At 45.1% G+C, this 22,317-nt stretch carries 24 protein-coding genes and 1 riboswitch; of the genes, 18 read left to right on the top strand and 6 right to left on the bottom strand.

Features of this window, described 5'->3' with window-relative positions; genetic code table 11:
• Positions 1–243: 243 nt before the first annotated feature.
• From AC787_RS12405 to AC787_RS12370, 8 genes are all read left to right on the top strand, one after another.
• Positions 244–708, top strand: a complete 465-nt coding sequence (locus AC787_RS12405) for a hypothetical protein (RefSeq protein ID WP_054025075.1) — start codon at positions 244–246, stop codon at positions 706–708.
• 45 nt (positions 709–753) lie between these two features.
• Complete coding sequence (locus AC787_RS35350; RefSeq protein WP_082360734.1) at positions 754–1,371, top strand: VanZ family protein; 618 nt, start codon at positions 754–756, stop codon at positions 1,369–1,371.
• 432 nt (positions 1,372–1,803) lie between these two features.
• On the top strand, positions 1,804–2,055 hold the full coding sequence (locus tag AC787_RS12395) for a hypothetical protein (protein WP_054025073.1): 252 nt from the start codon (positions 1,804–1,806) through the stop codon (positions 2,053–2,055).
• Positions 2,056–2,451: 396 nt separating this feature from the next.
• Positions 2,452–2,784: a hypothetical protein gene (locus tag AC787_RS12390; protein WP_054025072.1), complete on the top strand. Its 333-nt coding sequence runs from the start codon at positions 2,452–2,454 to the stop codon at positions 2,782–2,784.
• A gap of 407 nt (positions 2,785–3,191) precedes the next feature.
• Entirely contained in the window at positions 3,192–3,623 is a 432-nt protein-coding gene (locus AC787_RS12385; protein WP_054025071.1) for a hypothetical protein, read from the top strand.
• A gap of 294 nt (positions 3,624–3,917) precedes the next feature.
• Positions 3,918–4,310 (top strand): VOC family protein, encoded by a 393-nt coding sequence (locus tag AC787_RS12380; RefSeq protein WP_054025070.1) that lies wholly within the window; start codon positions 3,918–3,920, stop codon positions 4,308–4,310.
• A 180-nt stretch (positions 4,311–4,490) separates the two neighbouring features.
• The gene (locus AC787_RS12375; RefSeq protein ID WP_054025069.1) at positions 4,491–4,997 is read left to right on the top strand and encodes a hypothetical protein; all 507 of its coding nucleotides are present in this window, start codon (positions 4,491–4,493) and stop codon (positions 4,995–4,997) included.
• A 168-nt stretch (positions 4,998–5,165) separates the two neighbouring features.
• Positions 5,166–5,546, top strand: coding sequence for a hypothetical protein (locus tag AC787_RS12370; protein ID WP_054025068.1), 381 nt, complete (start codon positions 5,166–5,168; stop codon positions 5,544–5,546).
• Between the two features lie 305 nt (positions 5,547–5,851).
• Here the strand turns inward: AC787_RS12370 and AC787_RS12365 are convergent, their stop codons facing one another.
• On the bottom strand, positions 5,852–7,186 hold the full coding sequence (locus tag AC787_RS12365) for an APC family permease (protein ID WP_054025067.1): 1,335 nt from the start codon (positions 7,184–7,186) through the stop codon (positions 5,852–5,854).
• Positions 7,187–7,452: 266 nt separating this feature from the next.
• Positions 7,453–7,560, top strand: a riboswitch (guanidine-I (ykkC/yxkD leader).
• 78 nt (positions 7,561–7,638) lie between these two features.
• Here AC787_RS12365 and AC787_RS12360 point away from each other — a divergent pair.
• The 6 genes from AC787_RS12360 to AC787_RS12335 all read left to right on the top strand — a co-directional run bounded on the left by AC787_RS12360 (position 7,639) and on the right by AC787_RS12335 (position 15,761).
• Positions 7,639–8,361, top strand: a complete 723-nt coding sequence (locus AC787_RS12360; protein ID WP_054025066.1) for an urea amidolyase associated protein UAAP1 — start codon at positions 7,639–7,641, stop codon at positions 8,359–8,361.
• Between the two features lies 1 nt (position 8,362).
• Positions 8,363–9,034 carry an urea amidolyase associated protein UAAP2 gene (locus AC787_RS12355; RefSeq protein WP_054025065.1) on the top strand — a complete coding sequence of 224 codons (672 nt, stop codon included), beginning with the start codon at positions 8,363–8,365 and terminating at the stop codon, positions 9,032–9,034.
• The gene (uca, locus tag AC787_RS12350; RefSeq protein ID WP_054025064.1) at positions 9,027–12,641 is read left to right on the top strand and encodes an urea carboxylase; all 3,615 of its coding nucleotides are present in this window, start codon (positions 9,027–9,029) and stop codon (positions 12,639–12,641) included. Before AC787_RS12355 ends, uca begins: the two co-directional genes overlap by 8 nt.
• The gene (locus AC787_RS12345) at positions 12,638–14,380 is read left to right on the top strand and encodes an allophanate hydrolase (protein ID WP_054025063.1); all 1,743 of its coding nucleotides are present in this window, start codon (positions 12,638–12,640) and stop codon (positions 14,378–14,380) included. The genes uca and AC787_RS12345 overlap by 4 nt, the downstream gene beginning before the upstream one ends.
• 666 nt (positions 14,381–15,046) lie before the next feature.
• The gene (locus tag AC787_RS12340) at positions 15,047–15,529 is read left to right on the top strand and encodes a DUF2975 domain-containing protein (RefSeq protein WP_054025062.1); all 483 of its coding nucleotides are present in this window, start codon (positions 15,047–15,049) and stop codon (positions 15,527–15,529) included.
• A gap of 10 nt (positions 15,530–15,539) precedes the next feature.
• Positions 15,540–15,761, top strand: a complete 222-nt coding sequence (locus tag AC787_RS12335) for a helix-turn-helix domain-containing protein (protein ID WP_054025061.1) — start codon at positions 15,540–15,542, stop codon at positions 15,759–15,761.
• A gap of 151 nt (positions 15,762–15,912) precedes the next feature.
• Here the strand turns inward: AC787_RS12335 and AC787_RS12330 are convergent, their stop codons facing one another.
• From AC787_RS12330 to AC787_RS12320, 3 genes are all read right to left on the bottom strand, one after another.
• Positions 15,913–16,374 (bottom strand): DUF2269 family protein, encoded by a 462-nt coding sequence (locus AC787_RS12330; RefSeq protein WP_054025060.1) that lies wholly within the window; start codon positions 16,372–16,374, stop codon positions 15,913–15,915.
• A 12-nt stretch (positions 16,375–16,386) separates the two neighbouring features.
• The gene (locus AC787_RS12325) at positions 16,387–17,115 is read right to left on the bottom strand and encodes an NAD(P)-dependent oxidoreductase (protein WP_054025059.1); all 729 of its coding nucleotides are present in this window, start codon (positions 17,113–17,115) and stop codon (positions 16,387–16,389) included.
• Positions 17,116–17,353: 238 nt separating this feature from the next.
• Positions 17,354–17,686 carry a winged helix-turn-helix transcriptional regulator gene (locus AC787_RS12320; RefSeq protein ID WP_054025058.1) on the bottom strand — a complete coding sequence of 111 codons (333 nt, stop codon included), beginning with the start codon at positions 17,684–17,686 and terminating at the stop codon, positions 17,354–17,356.
• Between the two features lie 197 nt (positions 17,687–17,883).
• On the opposite strand from AC787_RS12320, the gene AC787_RS12315 reads away from it, so the two are divergent.
• From AC787_RS12315 to AC787_RS12300, 4 genes are all read left to right on the top strand, one after another.
• Positions 17,884–18,384, top strand: coding sequence for a DinB family protein (locus AC787_RS12315; RefSeq protein WP_054025057.1), 501 nt, complete (start codon positions 17,884–17,886; stop codon positions 18,382–18,384).
• 26 nt (positions 18,385–18,410) lie between these two features.
• A complete protein-coding gene (locus AC787_RS12310; protein WP_054025056.1) occupies positions 18,411–18,806 on the top strand; it encodes a VOC family protein in 396 nt (131 codons plus the stop codon).
• A gap of 352 nt (positions 18,807–19,158) precedes the next feature.
• Entirely contained in the window at positions 19,159–19,692 is a 534-nt protein-coding gene (locus AC787_RS12305; protein WP_054025055.1) for a hypothetical protein, read from the top strand.
• Between the two features lie 131 nt (positions 19,693–19,823).
• Positions 19,824–20,258 (top strand): hypothetical protein, encoded by a 435-nt coding sequence (locus AC787_RS12300; RefSeq protein ID WP_054025054.1) that lies wholly within the window; start codon positions 19,824–19,826, stop codon positions 20,256–20,258.
• Positions 20,259–20,362: 104 nt separating this feature from the next.
• On the opposite strand, the gene AC787_RS12295 is transcribed toward AC787_RS12300, so the two are convergent.
• Entirely contained in the window at positions 20,363–21,256 is an 894-nt protein-coding gene (locus AC787_RS12295) for a carbohydrate ABC transporter permease (protein ID WP_054025053.1), read from the bottom strand.
• Between the two features lie 15 nt (positions 21,257–21,271).
• Positions 21,272–22,240, bottom strand: coding sequence for an ABC transporter permease (locus AC787_RS12290; RefSeq protein WP_054025052.1), 969 nt, complete (start codon positions 22,238–22,240; stop codon positions 21,272–21,274).
• Between the last annotated feature and the right edge of the window lie 77 nt (positions 22,241–22,317).

Here is a 22,317-nt window from a genome sequence, read left to right as displayed (position 1 = left end):
AATTTTTTTGAAAATTGAAGACTTTTTAATGCGTATGTTAGAAAAAATACAGATTTTTCGGTATTTTACATGGGAAAAGTACAGTATATTTCATTTAATACAGTATTAATTTGTGTAGTTTTAATGTGATAATAATGACTCACAGCGAAGATAGTGGAGAGGAGAAAAAAAGCTAAGGACTGAGTAGAATCACAACTACCAGTTATTTCAACAAACTGCATACCAAGAAAGGGGTTTATTGTTTTGTTTAAAAAAATAGGACACGGATTGTTTATGTTGGTTACAATGGTTACCGTACTTGCGTCAGTTCCAGTTTATGCTGCTTCTGCTTCCTGGAGTATAGACATGTCATTTTATTTTCTTGATGGACAAGCAAATGGTCAATTTCATAATTTGGCAGACACATCTAGAGGAATAACGGTTTCAGGCACTCTTAAATCAGCTGAACGGTTACCCGGTAGTACCCCCAGTCCTCGAGAAATTTCTGTTAACATTAGTGATGATGACGGGGCTTTCGGTGATGATTTTATTGGGAATTTCAAGGTCAAGCCGGCCGCAAATGAAGGTGCTTCTATGACGTTTAGTGAAGAATTCCCTTCGGCCTCATCGGTAGATGATGAAGATAACATCGGTGAATATTATATGGTTTGGAATAAAGGTCTGCATGATTATTGGAGAATTACGGGTTCGGGTACAGTTACAAATTAAAAATTAGGATCGGGTAAAGGACCGTGAAAACGGTCCTTTACCTTTATGGAGGATATGTTACGCATGATAGATATGAGTCTTACATTGCTTTATATCTACTTCTTTCCATTACTTCTTGTGATTTTGTTAGTCGGGAAGTTTCTAAAAAAAATGAGCTTAGAGTACTTATTCTTTTTATCGATATTCTTTTTTTACATGTTGTCCGTATTAAAATTAACTTTATTACCTATTCCCTTCGGTGGCCTCTTAGAGAGTCTAAGGCAAGATGTTGAGGGCACACTGTTATTCATTAATTTTAAGCCACTTTGGCTAAAAGAGCATTTTTCATTTCTGTCCAGAGAACAACTATTAAATGTTCTATTACTAGTCCCATTTGGTTTTTTGATAAACTATTTAATTAACTCAACATGGAAAAAAGTAATATTAAGCGGACTAGTATTGACGTTAACTATTGAAAGTCTTCAATTAGTATTGTCTCTGTTGTTACGTTATCCTTATCGGATAATTGATATTAATGATATATTTTATAACTTCGCCGGTTCTTGTATTGGTTTCATTTTCTTCAAGCTATTTTCATCTGTATATGTGAAATATGTAAAAAAATATAATGTTAAATTAGATCCTTTCTCACAATATATATTCAATGCTGGAAACAAGCCATGATAAGAACATCGTCGATTTGGAAGGGCATAAAGGTAGCGCTAACAATTTGACGTTTGTATACATAGCCTACATTAATGACACTAAAAAGGGGCTTCAGATTAGCGATCTGAAAGCCCTTTTTATGCTCTTACCAAAATAATGCTTTTCTATGAAACTTTCATTGTGGTATAGAACTGCCGCTGTTTTATTGAACTAACGGGCAGGTTTACGTAACTTTCCAAGGTTTGGAACCGTATAAACTGACTATAACAGTCGGTACACGGAGGTACACGAAACTGTATCAATATTTCATCAATATTTTACACAATCCTTAGTGCGCTTCTGCTCATATTAGTCGTAATGTTTGTAATTAAAAGCTTTAGGAGAAAAAAACTAACCCCTTTTAGAGCTCAAAATTAGAATTCGAAAGATTTTCATTGAGGAGACAGAGACTTGAACAAGTTTGTAGTCCATATAGTTACATGTGTCTTATGTATAATAATACCGCTAGTCGGCCTTGTATATGTGTATTGGGATATTCATCAACCTAAAACAGGACCTGTAGGAGACGGCAAACCAAATTATCCCACGATACCTCAATTGTTACCTATTATATCTTGTTTTCTTCTTGGAGTTGGAAATTTACCTCTTGCAATTATGCGCTACAAACAAAACATAAAGAATCAAAAAGACAAAAAGATTTAATTTATTTGTTTCGCTAACGGGTCACGATAGTTCCACCCCCGAAGGGCTGCTTTATGGCAGCCCTTCGCTACGCTAACGGGCAGTTTGACGTAATAAAATGCTTTTATATACGTTTAATGTTATAAGAGGTGAACACAATGATAAGTATTTCAGACACAACCCATACTTGGCAGCATCGAAGATATCCTTTGCATCTAGAGTCCACAGTCTGATGACAACGGAAGTCGAAGATGATGAATAGCTTCGTCTATCACTCTACGGAGGGAGATTAGGCGAACTTGCTTATCTAGCTTTATGAGAGGGATATGCGAGTGAGTGGATTAGGAGTCAGCTGAAACCACTTAAAGATACTTTAAAACCATTTATTGAAATATCAATTCAAAGGGGTGTTATAATTTGGATTCTCTTTCGTATATCGAAATAAATAGATCATCACAATATGTAAATAAAATAAGGAACTATATAGTTATGATAAATGATTTCGAGAAGGGAACGATTGAAGACGGTGGTGCTCTTAAAATTGAATTAGAACCAGGAAAATATGAAGTATACTTGAAAATTGATTGGTGTAGAAGTAATAAATTGAAAATAATAATAAAAGAAAATGAAATTATAAAACTAAAATGTGGAAGTCCAATAGAGGGATTGAATTATCTAAATCCTTTTATCATGCCATATTATATTTTCTTTAATAGAGATAAATATCTGTACGTAAAGAAATATGATTGAAGCCCATTCGAAGAAGATGTGGCATCAGTTAACACAACATTCCTACTGCGGGCATTCGCCTTTGATCGTTAAGAAGGATTTCCAAGAAGTTTATTCAGGCGATACATTCAACCAGCTAAGTCTGACGACCCGTTCCCTGCGGTCACTTAAGCTGTTTGGACGTCGGTAATGCACGAACGTTACCTGAAAAATCTGGAGAGGAACATTTAAAGAATTTGTGCTAACGGGTAACGATAGTTCAACATCGAGAGGGCTGCCACTTGGCAGCCCTTCGCTCAACTAACGGGCAGGATAGCTTAATCAGTTCGCGAATACTTATGGAAAGAGTAATTCACGAAGTTCGTAAATAAGACGTTATGTGAAATACAAGCAAAGCGTGAAATATATAAATGCCAAGGAGTGAATTAATGAGAAGATTTATGCAGATCCTGCTTACATCTATTCTAATTTTAATTCTTATTGGATGCAGTAAGAATAATCCACCTGAAGATGTGGTCGATGACGGTTTAGTTATTAATTCAATATCTTTTGGTCTAGGTGGAGATTTAAATAAAACCCTAGTATCTTATAACTTTAATCTTTGGAATAAAACTAGGAAAGCAATATTAATAAAGACCGTTGAGCCCATATTATCAGACGATCTTCGTAAAAGATTAGAAGACAATGAGCTAATAAATGAAATTAACAAAACCATTAATGGAAGTTCTTCAGAAGTAATTTCGGGCTCATTTTATTTAAATACTCAGGGATTAGATAAACAGGGGATTGAAAAACTGAATATCGAATTGAAGGAATTTAGAATTAACTCAGAACAAAAAATAGGAATTGAAACACATTAATTAATCTTGTCAGTGATTTCAAGAAGGCTTGTACTTCACATAATACCATATTCACGCTTCGCTCCTTTAGGGTGGTGGGGCGTCGTGAATACAAGAACGTTAAGCTAACGGGCAGGTTAACGCAACGATGTATGCCGAAATTTAATTTTATATCACTGAGATATGGTAATATTTAGTGCGTAAGAGGAATCATCAACAAAGGCTACCGGTTAAGTGGATAAGTGGATCTGGTAGCCATAGGTGTAAATGAATTTCATTTTTATCAAATCTGATTACAGAAAGGAATGAAGCAAATTGATTGAGACTATTGTTGAAAGCGTTTCACACCTACAGGTTCCAGTTAAAAATCTTGAGGAATCTACCGAATGGTATATAGGTAATCTGGGATTCAAGGTTCATTGGAAAAGACCGGACAATAAGATGACTATTCTTACGCTTCCTTCAGGTCCGTCCATTTTTCTGTGTGAAACGGAATTGCACCAGGGAATGATGTCTGTCGTTATCGGTTTTGAAGCAGTAGATATTCGGAAGTTGTTGACCGATTTGCAGAGTAAAGGGGTACAGATTGGCGAAATCAGAGAAAACAGAGGGGTAGTCGAAGGTGAAATTCTAGGAATGGATTTTGACTTCTTTGATCCCAGCGGTAATATGTTAGTGGTACATGCCACATCTAAGTTCGTTGAGTAGATTCTATTGAGTATTCTCATTACGCTAACGGGTACGATAGCTTAATGACGACACAACGGCAGCCGGCCATGGCTGCCGTCGTTGCGCTATCGGGCAGGCTTACGCAACCCAGCGACGCGTAGTTAATGCACAACATTGTTTTTGTTGTTTTCGTCTATAATTACAAAAGGGGGCGATTACATGGCGGGAAATATTCTCTATTTTTTCTATAGTGGTTTATTGTTAGTTGCTTTGATTGTAATCATTGTGATTTTCGGCATTAAAAAAGATTTAGGTCCGATGAAAAAAACTCTCCTTGTCACAACACCGCTGGTTGTTTTATGTGGATTTTACTTTTGGAATGCGGAATTCAACAATTATGTAAAAAGTTATTTTTTCTCCAGCAAGGTTTATGAATGCGACTATAAGGCGGAACTGACACATATATCAATCCCACTCCCCAACAGAACGGTTCTTAAGGGAAAAGAAGATGCCTGTTCCCCTTTTTACTTAACCTATGCTAATGAAAAAACATTCATGGATTTCTATGAAGAAGAATTAAAAAAAATAAGAAACAGAGAGTTTATTAAAACATTTCATACCGTGGAACAAGGATTCATGATTGAACTTATGTCTGGCTCTACAATAGATATTTTACTGAACGAAGGTAATCGGTCAATGTGGATTGACTACAATCGGAAAAAATAAACAGTGCATGTTGCCTTTTCTGCGCTAACGGGACACGATAGTTGAATAACGTATTGATGAGCAGGTGCTGCGGTGGCCTGCTCATTTTATTAAGCTAACGGGCAGTTATGCGTAACAAATCCCTTAGAGTTTACGTATAGGATGTAAATGGAAATAGAGGTGTGAAAAATGAAAAATATATCACAGGCAACTATAACTATTATTCTTATGATATCGATAATATCAGGATGCTCAAAAGGAGAGAAAATAACATTTAAAGGTAAAAGCGAGAATTGGAATGTTGTCTTTGATATTAGTATGGCTACAAATGACAAAGAGAAGAATGAGGGGAGATACACAATAAAATACACAGGAAATAGTGTATATGAAGGTAAGATCGATTACGAAATTAAAGGGACTTATTTAAATGAAAGTGGAACTTTTCCTTTGAAAGAAGGAAAAGTAGAAAGTTCAACTATAGATAATTATCCATACCAACTTGAAGAAGAAATCTCGATTAGAATTATTTGGGATGGGAAAGAAGAAAATATAAAAATCACTAAAGAATAATAGGGAATGAGAAAGAGAAGGATGGTGTTTGAATACGATATTTGAATAAAGCTTCATTTAAAGCACAACCAAGAGTTTGTGTTTTTCTTTTATGCCCGAAAGTGGACTCCAGGAGTGGCAAAGTAATTTTTCTGTAACCAACTTTTGATTAAGCTAACGGGGAACGATAGTTCAATAAATCAGCGGCAGTCTTGGACTTTATTTCTCGTCCACGGCTGCCGCTGTTTTCATAGTTGGGTCCAGTCTAATACTTTATTTTCTTTCTACAGAGAGTATTTATTCATGGCTCAGGTGGGACTGTACGGTTATACGACGTTCTCAAGGTCGGTGATAGCCAGGTTCTGATCCATTTTCTTGAACCGTTTGAAAGCGTAGTAGACGAGGCCGAGAGCCAGCCAGCCGGAGCCGAGTAGCAGTGAGGCGGAATCTAGCAATGTGATGAGATAGAAGACGAATGCCGCGCCGATCAGCGGGAAGAGCAGGCGAAGAATGAGATCGCTCGCCCGCTTTCGCTTGTTTCTGACGATGTAATGGAAAATGACGGACAAGTTGACGAACAGGAAGGCGGTTAAAGCGCCAAAGCTGACGAACTTGATCGCAATCTCAAGACTGATGAATAATGAACCAAGCGTAATGATGCTGACGAGCAAGATGTTGAATACTGGCGTGCGGTATTTCGCGTGAACAGAACCGAAGCTGCCTTTCGGAAGTAATGACGTCCTTCCCATAACGAAGAGCAGTCGCGATACGGTCGTCATTGAAGACATGCCTTGGGACAGAATGGAAAAAATAATGACGAAGGTGAAAATAGCCGCGAGCGTGCTGCCGCCAATCGTCTGCATAAGCTCGTAGCCGGCCGCATCGACGTTGCTGAACGAAAATGTCGGGTATATTTGCTGAATCAAATAGGCTGTTGCGAAATACATGATGCCGGCGAGAAGGACGATAATCATAATGGCGCGCGGGATTGTCTTCTGCGGGTCCTTCGTTTCTTCGGCCATTGTCGTGATGGAATCGAATCCGAGGAATGAGAAGCATACGAGCGAAGCGCCTGCCAGCAGTGTGGACAACGATATGCCGCCGTTTGCCGGAAGCGGGTTGAAGCCCGCCGTGAAGCCGTTCTTCACTGCTTGATAGACGAGCAACGCGCAGAAGCCAGCAATGAACAGCACTTGAAGCACAACGAATATTTTATTGACATTAGCCGAGGTTTTAATGCCGATGATATTAATGACCATTACGACAATGATCAGCAGAATGATCCAGACGAAGGACGGTACCGAAGGGAATTGGGCATTCAGATTAATGCCGAACATGAGAGCGGCAATGATGCAGGAGAATAAATAATCGAGCAATATCGCCCAGCCGACGACGAATCCTAAGAAGGGATTCATCGACTTCGCCACGTACGTGTACGCCGATCCAGATACGGGGAATGCCTTCGCCATCTGGCCGTAGCTGGCGGCGGTGAACATAATGGCAATAAATGCAAGCACGTAGGCACCAAGCAGCAAGCCTCCCGAGCCTTCATGCAATACACCGAAGCTGGTGAAAAAAATCATCGGCGACATCCAGGCTAGCCCCATCGTGACGACGTGAGATAAAGATAAGTTCCGTTTTAACTCAGTAGATTGTTGCATCGGTTTCATCCTCCTTTTTACTCCAAGCCATTCCGTTAAAAATTACGCGTCATGTTTCCTAACATTGTTGCAGGTAATTTTTCAAAAAACAAGAGGGTAACTTCCGAACAATTCGAAACAGATATCCCGGAAAATACGATAAAAACCATATACATCAACGCTTTGATTGTAATTTTGAGGAGAAATAAAATTTTTTTCAAAAAAAATGTGTTGCCACTTAGAAAAACTGATGTTAGAATACGTTACATAAGATTATAAATTGCATATGAGAAGTTTTCTAGGGTTCCGAATCGCAAACCGCGATTGACTGGTCCGAGAGAAAACGCATCGATCCTAAGTATCGATGTACACGGCGGGAAAAAAGCCCGGGAGAATGAATCAAAAGAGTTTCTTTTGATATTCTCTCGGGCTTTTTTCTATTTTTTTTATTCAAACCTTTAGGAGGAACTTATATGACAGTATCCTACACGACGACAATCAAGGCAGGCGGCAAATGGTCAGCCTATGTGAGCAAGGGCAAGTCGGTTCGCTTGACAGCTGAAAGGGACAGAGCCAATCTCGCTTGCCTGCTCTTTCATGCGCCTCAACCAACCGAACGCTATAACATGCCTGATACCCTTAAGGCACAGCATACTGCGTTATTGACTTCAGGCCATGTCCTGATGAGCGACCAAGGAAGGGTGCTTGCTTCGATTACGGACGATACGGTTGGCTGGCACGATACGTTGTCCGGTTATACAACCCGCGAGAGTATCGATGCGAAGTACGGCATGACGCGTTATCAGAGCGAGAGGAACGAATGGCTGCGCAGCACAGATGAGAACTTCAAAGTGGAGCTGTTCCGATACAATTTGACGAATAGAGATTTGACTATTCCGATTAACTTCTTCTCGAAGCTTGTGTGTGAGCTAGATGGCACGATGAGATACGTGGCCCAAGAGACGGCTGGAAGGTCGGTGACGATTCGGACGGAGATGGATCTTCTGGTCGTATTCTCCAATACACCTAACCCGATGGACCCTGCAGGTCAATATCCGGATGCCGCAGTGGAGCTGCTCATTACAGACGCAGAGCCGATCGGCGATGACGACCTATGCGTGAATCATTGCGGCGAGAATAGACGCGCATTCGAAAATACTTGGAACGCTTACGCGTTGATGAAAGGGGCTTACTAATATGACCACAACGGGCCAACTCACGATTAGCGAACGGAATGCAGCGAACACGATTTACGAGAAAACGATTTTTGCCGGCGATGGCTGGATGTACGATCTGATCGAAGGCCAAGTGCTTCGCATCGTCGATGTGGAGGGCAACCAGGCGGTGGATACGTTGTTCTACTCGTCTGAAGATCCGACCGATCGTTATAGCGCGATTCGCACGGTGACGAAGCAGCAAAATCTGTACTTAACGACGGGCTCGGTGCTCGTAGCCGAATCGGGTCGCGAGCTGCTCCAAATAACGGCTGACACTTGCGGTCGCCATGACACAATTGGAGGTGCTTGCTCAGCGCAAAGCAATACCGTCCGTTACTCTCACGACACGCTACCAATGCACAACTGCCGCGATACGTTCATGCTCATGTTATCCGGCCGTAGCGAATATACGAAGCAAGACCTCGCGCCGAACGTGAATTTCTTCATGAACGTGCCTGTAACACCGGAAGGCAAGTTGACGTTCGCCGACGGCGTGTCAGGGCCAGGTCGATACGTCGAGCTGAAGGCGCTCGCGCCGGTCACCGTATTGATCAGCAACTGTCCTCAGCTCAATAATCCATGCAATGCCTATAATCCTACACCTGCGCAAGTTATCATCTGGGATGCCGAAGGGGGCGAAGACGTTGTTTAAAAAAGTATTGATCGCAAATCGCGGCGCCATTGCCGTCCGCATTATCCGCACGCTTCGCAAGATGGGGATCGCATCGGTTGCCGTCTATACGACAGCCGACCGCGACAGCTTGCATGTCGAGCAAGCCGATGAGGCTATATGGATTGGCGAAGGACCTGCCAAGGAAAGTTACGTCAACGCCGAGCTGATCTTGAAGACGGCGGTGGAGACGGGGGCGGATGCCGTTCATCCCGGTTACGGCTTCCTAAGCGAAAATGCGTCATTCGCCAGAGCATGCGCGGAACGCGGCATTGCGTTCATCGGACCTGCGCCGGAGCACATCGAGCTGTTCGGCCTTAAGCATACCGCTCGCTCGATTGCTCAAAAGGCTGGCGTACCGCTGCTGCCGGGCACGGAGCTTATCTCCACGCTTGAGGAAGCGGTGGAGAGCGCGGCTCTTATCGGCTACCCGGTCATGCTGAAGAGCACGGCGGGAGGCGGCGGCATCGGCATGCGGATATGCGGCGACGAGGGTGTGCTACGGGAAGCTTTCCATTCCGTTACGCGGCTTGCGCTTGCGAATTTTAATGACGGAGGGGTATTTCTGGAGAAATACATCGCCCGCGCTCGTCACGTCGAGGTGCAAATTTTTGGCAATGACTACAACGAAGCGGTAGCGCTCGGTGAACGCGATTGCTCGGTGCAGCGCCGCAACCAGAAGATTATCGAGGAGACCCCGGCGCCGCTTCTTCCGGCAGCCATTCGCAGCGAAATGCAAGAGAGCGCTAGACAGCTGGCATTAACTGCCGGCTATCGCAGCGCAGGCACGGTTGAGTACTTGTACGATCCGGAGCTAGAACGGTATTATTTCCTCGAAGTGAATACTCGCTTGCAAGTTGAACATGGCGTGACCGAGGAAGTGCTTGGTGTCGATCTCGTGGAGTGGATGGTTAAGGAGGCTGCCGGCGTTCTAACGAATCTATCCGGGCAGGTAGGCTCGCCGCAAGGCCACAGCTTGCAAGTCCGGCTCTATGCAGAGGACTGCATGCGCGATTTCCGTCCAAGCGATGGCATGATCGATCAAGTGACTTGGCCGGTGGGCACGCGCGTCGAGACTTGGATTCAGCAAGGCGTTCATGTGACGACGTTGTACGATCCGATGCTGGCGAAGATTATTGTCCATGCACAGACGCGAGAGGGCGCAATTGACAGCATGCTGGCAGCGCTGAATGAGTTGCGTGTGTATGGAATTACGACGAATCAGTCTTATATCGAATCTTTCCTCGATACGGCTCCTTTTCGTGAAGGGCTTGTGTACACGAACATGCTGCGAGCGTTCAGCCCGAGCGAGCATGCGATCGAGGTGCTCGACGGCGGCGTGCAGACGACGGTGCAGGACTATCCGGGCCGCGTTGGCTATTGGGACATCGGCGTTCCGCCGTCCGGTCCGATGGATCGTCTCGCATTCCGCATCGGCAACCGGCTGCTAGGCAACGACGAGCAGGCCGCAGGTCTTGAAATGACGCTGCGCGGCGGCTCTTATCAGTTCCGGGAAGCGATGACATTTTGTCTGACGGGCGCTGATATGGGAGCAACGCTAGGCGATACTGCCGTTCCTATGTATACGCCGGTGAAGGCGGAAGCGGGATCGACCTTAACGCTGGGAGAGGCCACCGTCGGCATGCGTTCTTACTTGCTAGTTGAAGGCGGTCTCGATATGGCTATCACGCTTGGAAGCGCGGCAACATTCACGCTTGGCGGCTTCGGCGGACATTCCGGCAATGCGCTACGTCCGGGGGCTGTATTAAGAGTGCGTCAAGGTGTAGTCGCGGAGCCGCTACCTGCATTAGCTGTCAGTTCCCAGCCCGAGCTTGGCAAGGAATGGACGATCGGCGTTATTCCGGGGCCACATTGTACGGAGGAGTATTTGCTTCCGGCTTACTTGGACCAACTGACGGAGACGGCATGGAAGGTTCACTTCAACAGCTCAAGGACGGGCGTACGCTTGATCGGACCTGCGCCGTTATGGGCTCGCGAAGACGGCGGCGACGCCGGACTACACCCATCCAACATTCATGACAATGCATACGCCGTAGGCGCGCTTGATCTTACGGGCGATATGCCGATCCTGCTCGGTCCTGACGGTCCAAGTCTTGGCGGCTTCGTCTGCCCGGTAACGACGGCTTCGGCCGAGCTATGGAAGATCGGTCAGCTTCATCCCGGAGACACCGTTCGTTTCGTTCTCCTTACGGTCGAGGAAGCCGAGCAGCTTCGTTTCGAGCAAGAACAATATTTGAACGAGCTTGCGAGCAGCCCCGAACTGCCTTCCGTTCCAGCGAAGTCGAACGGAAACTATATGCCGCTGATCGCTTTTGAAGAGGAGGGACGAAGGTTCCCGATAGTGGCTCGCTGCTCCGGCGACGAAAATTTGCTTATTGAATACGGTGACCGCGAACTCGATCTGCTGTACCGTTTCCAAGTGTACGTACTCATGCAAGCGATAAAGGATAGCGGTGCGATCCCGTTCGTCGAGCTGACGCCGGGCATCCGTTCGCTGCAAATTCATCTCGATCCGGCTCTCATGACGGTGAAGGAAGCGGCGGCGATCGTGTTTGAGCTTGACCACAGCCTGCCTTCTCTCGATTCGATCGAGGTACCGTCACGCATCGTGAAGCTGCCCTTATCGTGGGACGATCCGGCGACGCAGCTCGCGATTGAACGCTATCAGCAAAATGTCCGTCCCGACGCGCCGTGGTGTCCAAGCAACCTTGAATTCATCCGCCGGATGAACGGGCTCGGCTCGCTGGAGGAAGTAGCCGAGGTCGTGTTCAACGCATCGTACCTTGTCATGGGTCTGGGCGACGTTTATCTGGGAGCGCCGGTTGCCGTTCCGCTTGATCCGCGTCACCGCCTGGTGACGACGAAGTACAATCCGGCCCGTACATGGACGCCGGAAAATGCGGTTGGCATCGGCGGTGCATACTTATGCGTCTACGGCATGGAAGGCCCCGGCGGCTATCAGTTCGTCGGACGTACGGTGCAAATGTGGAACAAACACCGCTCTACGCCGAACTTCGAGCAAGGCAAGCCTTGGCTGCTTCGTTTCTTCGATCAAATTCAGTTCTATCCAGTATCGCAGGAGGAGCTGCTTCAGATGAGGGAGGATTTCCCTCGCGGCGATTTCGTCGTGCAAGTGGAGGAAACGACGTTCAAGCTAGGCGAATATCTCGCTTGGCTGGATACGATTCAAGAAGGAGCATCAACCTTCCGCCATATGCAGCAAAGCGCCTTCCAGCAAGAGCGCGCGTATTGGAAGGAGCTTGGCATCGCCGAGCATGTCTCCGAGCCGGATACCGTGGCTTTGGGGGAGAGGGAAGCATTGCCTTTAGGCAGCAGGGGCATTAACTGCCTAATGTCCGGCAGCGTTTGGAAAGTACTCGTCGAGCCAGGTCAGGAGGTTCGCAAAGGCGACGTTATATTAATAGAAGAAAGTATGAAAATGGAATTCCCGCAATGCGCGCCTATGGACGGCGTCATCGCATCGATCTTCGTAAAATCGGGAGATCTAGTACTCGCAGGCGATTGCATTGCGGCAATCTATCCGCAAGAGGAGGCTGTTCTCGTATGACGATCGAAGCTGTGCCATTCGAATTGACGATTGACGCTTTGCGGCAAGGATACAGGCTTAATTATTTTACGCCGGAGGAGGTTGTTGAAGCTATTGTTCGGCGCTCGGAGCGAGACCAGAAGATGAACATATGGATCACGCCGCCTTCTATGGAGTTAATCGCGCCTTATTTGGCGCAGCTGGAACAGCTTGATCCGGCGACGAGCCCGCTATGGGGGATTCCGTTTGCAGTGAAGGATAACATCGATGTCGCTGGTTGGCCGACGACGGCCGCTTGTCCGGCATACGAGTATACGCCGGAGGAGCATGCGGCCGTCGTTGAGCGGCTCGTAGCAGTGGGAGCGATCCCGATCGGCAAGGCGAACCTGGATCAGTTCGCGACAGGGCTTGTTGGGACGCGCAGCCCATACGGCGACACACATAATGCGCTTCGTCCGGAGATGATTAGCGGCGGCTCGAGCTCCGGCTCGGCCGTATCGGTAGCGCGGGGGCAAGCCACCTTCGCGCTTGGCACGGACACGGCTGGCTCGGGACGCGTGCCAGCCGCTTTGAACAGGCTTGTTGGTTACAAGCCTGCAGTGGGCGCATGGCCGGCTGCCGGTGTCGTGCCGGCCTGCCGAAGCATTGATTGTGTGACGGTATTCGCACGCAATGTAGCTGATGCGGAGGCGGTGGATCACGCTGTCCGCGGCATGTTTGCCAGCGATCCGTTCTCAGCGGATCGACCGCTCTCGCGCTCGGCGCAGCCGAAGACATGGCTGCTGCCGCAAGAGCCGCTTGCTTTCTACGGGCCGTATGCCGCTGAATACGAGCAGGCATGGCAGTTGGCCAAGCAAGCGGTCATTCATTCGGGCGTCACGGTGAAGGAAGTCGATGTGACGCTGCTGCAAGAGGCAGCCGCTCTGCTGTACGAGGGACCTCTCGTGGCGGAAAGGTGGGCGGGACTTAGCGACTTCGTGGAAGGCCATCCGGGCGAGACGTTCCCGGTGACAGAGGAGATCCTTCGCTCGGGCGTTAAGCCTGACTTCGACGCGGCTTCGTTATTCCGCGCCCAGCACCGTCTGCAGGAAATCAAAAGGCTGGCGCGGCAATTGCTTCAGAACGCCGTGCTTGTGCTGCCGACTTGCGGAGGCACATGGACGCGCGAGCAAGTGAACGCCGATCCGATCGCATCGAACAGCAAAATGGGGCTATACACGAACCATTGCAATCTACTCGATCTTAGCGCGATTGCCATTCCAGCCGGAGATGCCGCCGAGCAGCTTCCGTTCGGCATTACGTTGTTCAGTTTACCGGATGAGGAAGCAAACCTAACCGCGGCGGCTGCAAGATTCATGCGCGAGCAAGACCGGATTACGATAGCGGTATGCGGACTTCATATGCGCGGCTTCGCGCTTGAACCGCAGATGACCGGGTTTGGAGCTGTGTTTGTGAAGGAAGCGGCAACGGCCGCGAGGTACGAGCTGTATAAACTGCCGACTGCGCCATATAAGCCGGGACTTGTTCGTGCAAAGGATGGCAGCGCCGGCGCATCGATCGCGGTTGAGCTGTGGCAAATGTCCGCAGCAGCGTTCGGCGTATTCACCTCCGTCATTCCATCGCCGCTCGGCATCGGCAAGGTAGAGCTAAGCGACGGCTCAGTTGTACCGGGTTTCGTATGCGAGGCCTACGCTGTGGAAGCAGCGGGCGCTTTGAACATCACGGCAGCGGGCGGCTGGCGGGCGGCGATGAAGGATTAGGTGCATCATGTGATCTGGTAAGCAGATTTGTCAGCACCGCGCGCTGCTCCCAACGCGCGGTGTGGCGTTACAGACATTCGCGTACTTATTTTGGTTAAGAGTAAGCGGAAGTAAGGGTAAGGAAATTATCTTGCCTTAATGTTGTTTTTGAACTTCTCTAAATTTCTGTCGGCATCTCCGCGGCAGCCTTGGACTGATATGCTCCCCTTGCGGTAGACAGGTTAAACAATAAAACCTGCAACTGTAAGGGGAGATTTTCATCTCTAGAGGAAAATATTAAGACGCCATTCCCTCAAGATTATGCTCAAACCGAAAGATCTTTCTGTGCGGTACTCCTCGGTCAGTGAATGCTTGTGCATGATTTTCTCCTTTGGAAACATCCAGTCCAATGACAGGATTCCTGTAACCACTCCTTGTTTTATACTCGCTGTTAGCCCCTAACCTTCTTGTCGTCCACATTATCGCATGTGATTCGGGGTCATGCCCCAACTAGACTAATCATGGTTTAACAAGTTTTGGTAATGAGGAATACTTTTTATCTTTGTCTAAAAACAAATGAATATTTAATTAACAACAATAATATAACTATAATCGGTAATTGTATATTGCAAAACGATAAATCGTGTATTAAAATCAAGTTGACAATAACTAAGTGAGGTGCTTTTTATGAAACGTGGAACAACACTCTTTTTAAAGATTGCTGTTATTCTTATTGGAATCCCAGTTCTTGCTTTGTGTATATTTTTGGTGCCTGAGTTAGGGAATTTTGCAGCAGAATTGTATCCAGATAGTGCTTATTTAAAATATCTCGTCTTTATTGATTTGTATGCAACGACGATACCTTTTTACTTTGCTCTGTTTCAAGCGTTTAAACTTTTAAGCTATATTGACAAGAACGAAGCTTTCTCGGAATTATCTGTACGAGCTTTAAAGAAAATAAAATACTGTGCCATCATAATCAGCGGCTTGTTTGTGGTAGGCATGCCACTCTTCTATCTCATAGCGGAGAAAGACGATGCCCCAGGTATAATAGTAATCGGACTGATCCTGATTTTTGCCTCCATGGTGATTGCTGTCTTTGCTGCTGTGCTCCAAATGCTTTTAAAAGAGGCTATTGATATAAAATCAGAAAATGACTTAATAGTCTGAGGTGAATAATATGGCGATAATTATCAATATTGATGTGATGTTGGCTAGAAGGAAAATGAGCGTAACAGAACTTTCGGAGAGGGTTGGAATAACAATGGCTAACCTTTCTATATTGAAAAATGGTAAGGCCAAAGCGATTCGATTATCAACTTTAGAAGCCATTTGCAAAGCATTAGAATGCCAGCCAGGAGATATTTTAGAATACAAAAGTGACGAGAACACTCAAGGATAATAAAGTAGATTGTGATATTCCATCATTCATTAAAAAACGGAGCCTGCAAATCTAACGCAGCTCCGTTTTTGATTGGATGCCATTGTAATCGCCCCGCTTGTTCAGAACAACATGAATCACGGGCCGATCGTTAAAAGGCTTGACGGCTTCTTTAGAATGGCTTAAGGACCATAAGCACGGTTATGGCAATCATCAGCAGCTGTGACGCCGTCTCGATGGGTACGATCTTTTTCATCAATCGACCGAGCTCGGCGGGTACTTCATCCCCATTGCCTTGACTTATAGATGCCATCTGCATGATCTTTTTAATGCGCGGCCCGAGCAATCCGTCGATCGTGGCGATCATGAGCAGCGATAAAAGGACCGATATATTTAGCCACATTTGGGACAACCCCATCCGGGTTATGATCATTAGCCAAACTCCAGTAATAATAAGTACGGTTCCGCCAATTTTAGGCAGGATGGCAAGCTTGCTCGTTACATCTAAAGCAAAGCGCAACTGGCCGGCGGTTCTAGCGGACCTTCGAATGACGGGTACCACGAAAGAGGGACCGATTACCGCGATAGAAGCCAATATATGCAAAACGAGGAGCCATTCATACAAACTGATCATCTCCTTCTTGCTCTAGCGCACCGGAATATCGCTTTGATAGGCGAGACCGACCCTTTTTCTCTTAAAAGGCCCTCCGAGCTCGATATGGTCCAGCATGCATTTCACGACATCATCATAAGCAACATCCAGCTCTTGAAGCCGGCTGAACAAGTAACCGGCTATATCGGCCTCGGAAAGTTCCTTAATCGTCTTCGGTATTGATAGGGGTAAGGTTTCCGTTGTCACATTTAGATGAACCGACGCCGGAGGCTCTATCGAATCAATCATAGTTCCCGGACACATAATTGACCAATCGAGCTCAGACTGCAGCAGTCGTTCAAAATTCCGGTTGTGATTTTTATACGCGGGTGGGAAGCCGGGCAGATTGTTGCCAATGAGATCAGTATATGGAATATCCAGCAGGCCGGCACCTCCCATTACCCATACCCTCCCAGAAAAACTAGGGTGGACTTCACATTGGCTTATAATGTTATCTACGAGACGAATGAACTCATCTCCTTGACCTGCATGGCCGGCAGCAATAATAGCGGCGTCTTGATGCGAGAGCGCCTCGCCGACGCTTACTGGGTTTATGATATCGTCCACGATCACCTTCACATGTTTTGCGGAACGCTCGCCTTGCTGTTCATAAAACTTCTCAGAGTTTCGCACGAATGCTGTCATTTCATGTCCCATTTTCCCCCCTTGCTCCAGCGCTCTTCTCCCTGTATTTCCCGTTGCTCCGAAAACAATAATTTTCATCATTTTTTCCTCCTTTTATTAATGCTCCCGATATTTCATCTTTGGATTGACTCAAGCGTAACATCGTTTCAAATTCTTGATAAGAACCCACTTTAATGTAGGGTACTTACTTAAAAGTAAGCATAAGCAGAAAGGGATAGGAATGCTGACTGTAAATGAGAAAAAGCTGCCAGGTCAAATCCCGTGGCAGCTTTTATTATGAGTGCTTGTATTAGTGTACAATTTAATTGAACCATCTTTAAGAAGCAGGTTCTTCATATTTCCGCTTATTATGCTTTTCTCCCCAAGCACACATGACTTCTGCTACAGGAATCAATGTTTTGCCATATTCACTAAGGGAATATTCTACTTTTGGAGGGACGGTGGGGTAGACCGTTCTATCGATTATGCCCTCTCGTTCCAAGTCCCGTAGATGTTGTGAAAGCATTTTTTGAGAAACATCAGGTATAAGCTTTTCCAGATCGTTGAATCGCTTATTGGATGTTATCAAATTCCATAAAATCATTGGTTTCCATTTGCCACCTAGAACATGAATGATTGTCTCCACTGGACATTCAAGCTGATGAATCATTGATAAATCATCCCCTTACCTTTAAGTAAGTTCATTACCTTAAAGCATACACTTAACAAAATTTTACAGGATGTTTGCAATCCGGTCAACCAAATAAAATTAATCTTAATACATCCTCAACTTAGCAATTAATAAGAAATTACAATATTTTCTTATGGTAATATGGAATATATATTCGGAGAAAGAGGTGAAGCGAATTGAATTACACCGAGCTAATTGAGTCATACAAAAGCGATTTACAGTGTTATTCCTTGGATCAATTAAGGTATGTATCTGAGAAAGGGGTTTGGTCTTTAGGCCAAATGTACGATCACTTGAAACTTACTGCGCTCGATTACCTTGATAAAGTGGTGAAATGCGCATCATCTAATGAAGAACAACCTCAAGGAAAAACGGCAGCTGGCGATCAATTGTTTAATATAGGCGCCTTCCCTCCGATCAAAATCAAATTGCCGGACGGCCCCGAAAATAATCCCAGTAATTCGGAAAGTAAAGAAGACCTTTTGGGTGGACTGGACTTAGTACTAAAGAGAATGTCTGAATGCGAGGAGAAAGTAAACACGATAAACAAAAATTATAAAGTCAGACATGACGGCTTTGGGTTTCTCAGCGCGCGGGAGTGGTTCGACTTGGTTGGCATGCATTTTCGCCATCACCTCCACCAGAAGGTCGAACTGGAACAAAAGCTTGTCTCTTGATTAAATCTGAATGAAGGGGTGAACGTATGAGGGCTTTAGGGTCGATGAATGTTGATGTTATTACAATATTTGTGGAGGATTTGCAAAGAGTAAGGGCGTTCTATCAAGAAGTATTTGGATTTTTCGCTGTATATGAAGACGATGTGTCTGCGGTATTCGACTTCGGAAATATGAGCATTAACCTCTTGGATATTTCCGAGGCATACGGTCTTATCCATCCTGGAACAGTCGCAAGCCGAGAATCCGGATCTCGGTTCCAGTTTACCATTCGGGTGGATGATGTGGATGCAGTATGTAACGAATTGAATACACGAGGCGTTGCTATTCTTAACGGTCCAGTGGACCGTCCGTGGGGAGTACGCACTGCTGCCTTCACAGATCCGGCAGGACATGTCTGGGAGATTGCGCAGCAATTGACATAGATTTAAAGTTTGTTTGCGCATTGAACTCTCTTAATATAAATTTCAATCTGTTCAAGCATGCGCAGCGCTAAGTTATACTCTTCGAGGAGTTGACCTAAGTGCAACTTGTAAGCATACAAAGCTATGCAAAGTCCAAAATATTCGTTTTACAGGAATTCTAACGGGTAACATTAGTTGAACAGAGCAAGGAGCAGTTACTACGGTAGCTGCTCCTTGTTTTTATTAAGCTAAAGGGCAGTCTAGTGGAAAATGATACAAGTATTCAGTAAGAAAAAAAGCATGCTAAAGTAAAGAACTGAATCGCTGAGCATCAAAAACTTCATAAGCATACCGATTCGAGAAAGAGGTACTTATGTTAACAAAACGAAATGGGATAATTATTTTGTTTTTAATGATTATTGGATTGGCTGTATGGCAGAACTATCAATTGCGTATGGAACAAAAAACAGCTAAAGAACACGTTACAAAAACAGCTTTTACCACAGTCCAGTTTTTAAAAAGTGCTGCAGCGACATTCGAAAACATCAATAAAGAAAATCAATGGGACGACCTAAAAACTCGAAATAGTCAGCAAATTTGGTTGTCATATACTTTTCAGAGTCTCTCAGATGCCAATAATTCTTGGCAGGATTATGCTAACCTTATTCCGAATTACTCCAGGCAGAATATCAATGATGTTTTTTTCAGTTTCTCCAATTGGTTTGAAAAGGCAATGGATATTCTCGGTAAAGAAGGGGTTGTAACTGCCGAAGAAAAAGTAATTCTATTAGAATTAAGCGAAGTGGTTTCAAAGGTGGATTTGCCACAGAAAGTGAATGATTTCAACGGGATATCTGTTGTGTTTGAACGGCTTGCTATGGAGTTGAAGAGCGTGGATATAAGCTGAAAAACTATAGAACTCCTCCTCGTTGGAACTTTTCCACTTCGTGTTCCCACCTAAATTTCAACGCCAAACCGAGCATTATGATGAACGTTTGATAAATGTTGAAGAGCAAATATTTTTCCGGGGGTAATCGGATGCTTTATATGGTTGGTGTCTATAAAAACATGAATAACGGTTCAGTCATGTTGAATGCTATGGCAATTAGTGAGATAGGAACTGCTGCAGCAACAGATACAATTAAAATGTTACAAAGCCCAATAGAGTCAGTTGAATTGGGAAATGCTCTATTAGAATTGCTGAATGTATGTATTGAGCGGCCTAATTGGACACCTGATATGGGGGGGAAGATTCACTCTCTGCTCGGTTACAGTACTTATTCAAAGTTTATAAAAGAACATCTACTTGTATCAGCAGAATTGGAAGACGATAAAAAGTCATTAATTTTGAATTCAACACTTCATCAAGGCCATGGCTTTGTTGGGAATGATTTTCAAATTACTTTGACATTGTCAGACGAAACTGAAAAAATTGGGATTAGTCTAATGAAAGCTCTTGAAAAATCTAAATAATACAACCAAAGCAAAAGAATAACCCGGAAGATGATTCTTCCGGGTTATTCTTTCTATATACGTTGAACGAATGAATCCCTAAGTTCAAGTGCTTTCCACTAGAGTTAGCTTTTAATTGCTCCCATCATAATGCCTTTCACAAAAAATCGCTGCAGAAACGGATAAATAAGAACAATAGGGAGGGTGGCCACCATCGTTACTGCCATCCGGACGCTCTCGCCGGATACCGGATTCCGTTTCGAGCTGTTCGCTAGCTGCTCTGCTTCCGATACCATGGCCCCCGTCTGGAACTGATTCAAAATCTTGACCAGGATAGCCTGAAGCGTTTTCAACTCCGGCTTATACGTATAGATATACGAATCGTACCAGGAGTTCCAATGCCCGATGCCGATAAATAGTGCGATGGTGGCCAGTACAGGAACACAGAGTGGAAGGACCATCCGGCCGAAAATTTGCAGATCATTCGCCCCGTCAATCTTGGCGGATTCCTCCATCTCCGGCGGCAGCTGCTCGATATATGTACGAACCAATATCATGAGGAATACCCCAACCAGACCTGGGAAAATAAACACCCAGAATGAATCGATCAGTCCCAAAGATTTGATGATCATATAGGTGGGGATCAATCCTCCACCGAAATACATGGTGAAGATGAAAAACAGCGTAAATGCTCTCCAGGCAATAAGCTCGCGCTTACTAAGCGAATAGGCCATCATGCTGATGACCAGCACGGAGAGCGGAGTCCCGATGATCGTCCGCAGGACGGTGACCTTCACTGAATTGATCAACTCCGCATTACGGAATATCGATTTGTAACTTTCAAGCGTGAACTGCCTCGGCCATAAATATAATCCCCCACGTACCGAATCGGTGGCATCATTTAAGGACACAACAAGGATATTCCAAAAGGGGTAAAACGTAACGAGAAAGATGACGATGAGAAAGAGGTAAATGAACAGATCGAAAAGCTTATCCGAAAGCGAGTGTATTTTTGGCATTGTTCATTAACTCCTTTAAAATAACGATTGGTTGTTTAATTTTTTGGAAGTAAAATTGACGATTACGACCAGAATGAAGGCGACAACGGAATTGAATAAACCAACAGCTGATGCATAGGAGAACATAGAGTTTTGCAATCCGTACCGGAATGAATAGGTTGACAAAACATCGGAATATCCTTGATTCAAGCCGTTGCCGAGTAAATAATGCTGATCAAAGCCCGCGTTGAGCACGCCTCCGAGAGAAAGGATGAGAAGAATTACGATTGTCGGCTTCAAATGCGGCAGGGTTACATACAAAATCTGCTTGATCCGGCCGGCACCGTCAACACGTGCTGCCTCGTATAGTTCTAGATTGATCGAAGAGATTGCTGCGAGATAAATAATCGCGCTGTACCCCATCTCCTTCCATGTGTTTCCAATCGCCACAATCCACCAGAAATATTTGCCTTCCTGCAGAAAGAAAATGCTTTTATCCGTCAAATGCAGCCACTGCAGCATTTTGTTGACAATTCCGTCTGATGAGAGAACCGTAACGATGATATTCGCCGCAATAACCCAGGAAATGAAATGGGGGAGGTAGGACACGGTTTGAACCGTTCTTTTGAATACTGCTCCTTTGATCTCATTCAGGGCAATCGCAATGATAATTGGAGCGGGAAAGGATATGACCAGCGTAAGTAAAGTGGATGCCAGCGTATTTCGCATAATGATCAAGAAATCACCGTTTTTGAAAAAATAATTGAACCAGTCCATGCCAATGAATTCGCTTTGGAATAAGTTGCCCCAAAAATTTCCAAGCGAAGGTTTATAATTGACAAATGCCATATACAATCCAGCCATTGGTAAATAAGCGAAGAAGATTGCCCAGATGATCGCTGGCGTAAGCAGCAAAAGAAGATACCGCTGCTCAAATAACCGAATTTTGAAGCTTTTTTTTGTGACTGTATTTTTCTTGCTTAAAGCATTGACGGCCGTACTCATGTAAGCACCTCGTTCCCTGGTAATGTACAAAATTATACGAGTCGCCGATCTCTGGTAGCAATATTACAATGTGAAGA

It is taken from the genome of Bacillus sp. FJAT-28004 (genome assembly GCF_001280845.1).
Classification (GTDB): Bacteria; Bacillota; Bacilli; order Paenibacillales; family Paenibacillaceae; genus Pristimantibacillus.
The sequence above is the reverse complement of the archived record's forward strand: the minus strand, read 5'-3'. Positions and strand labels throughout refer to the sequence as shown.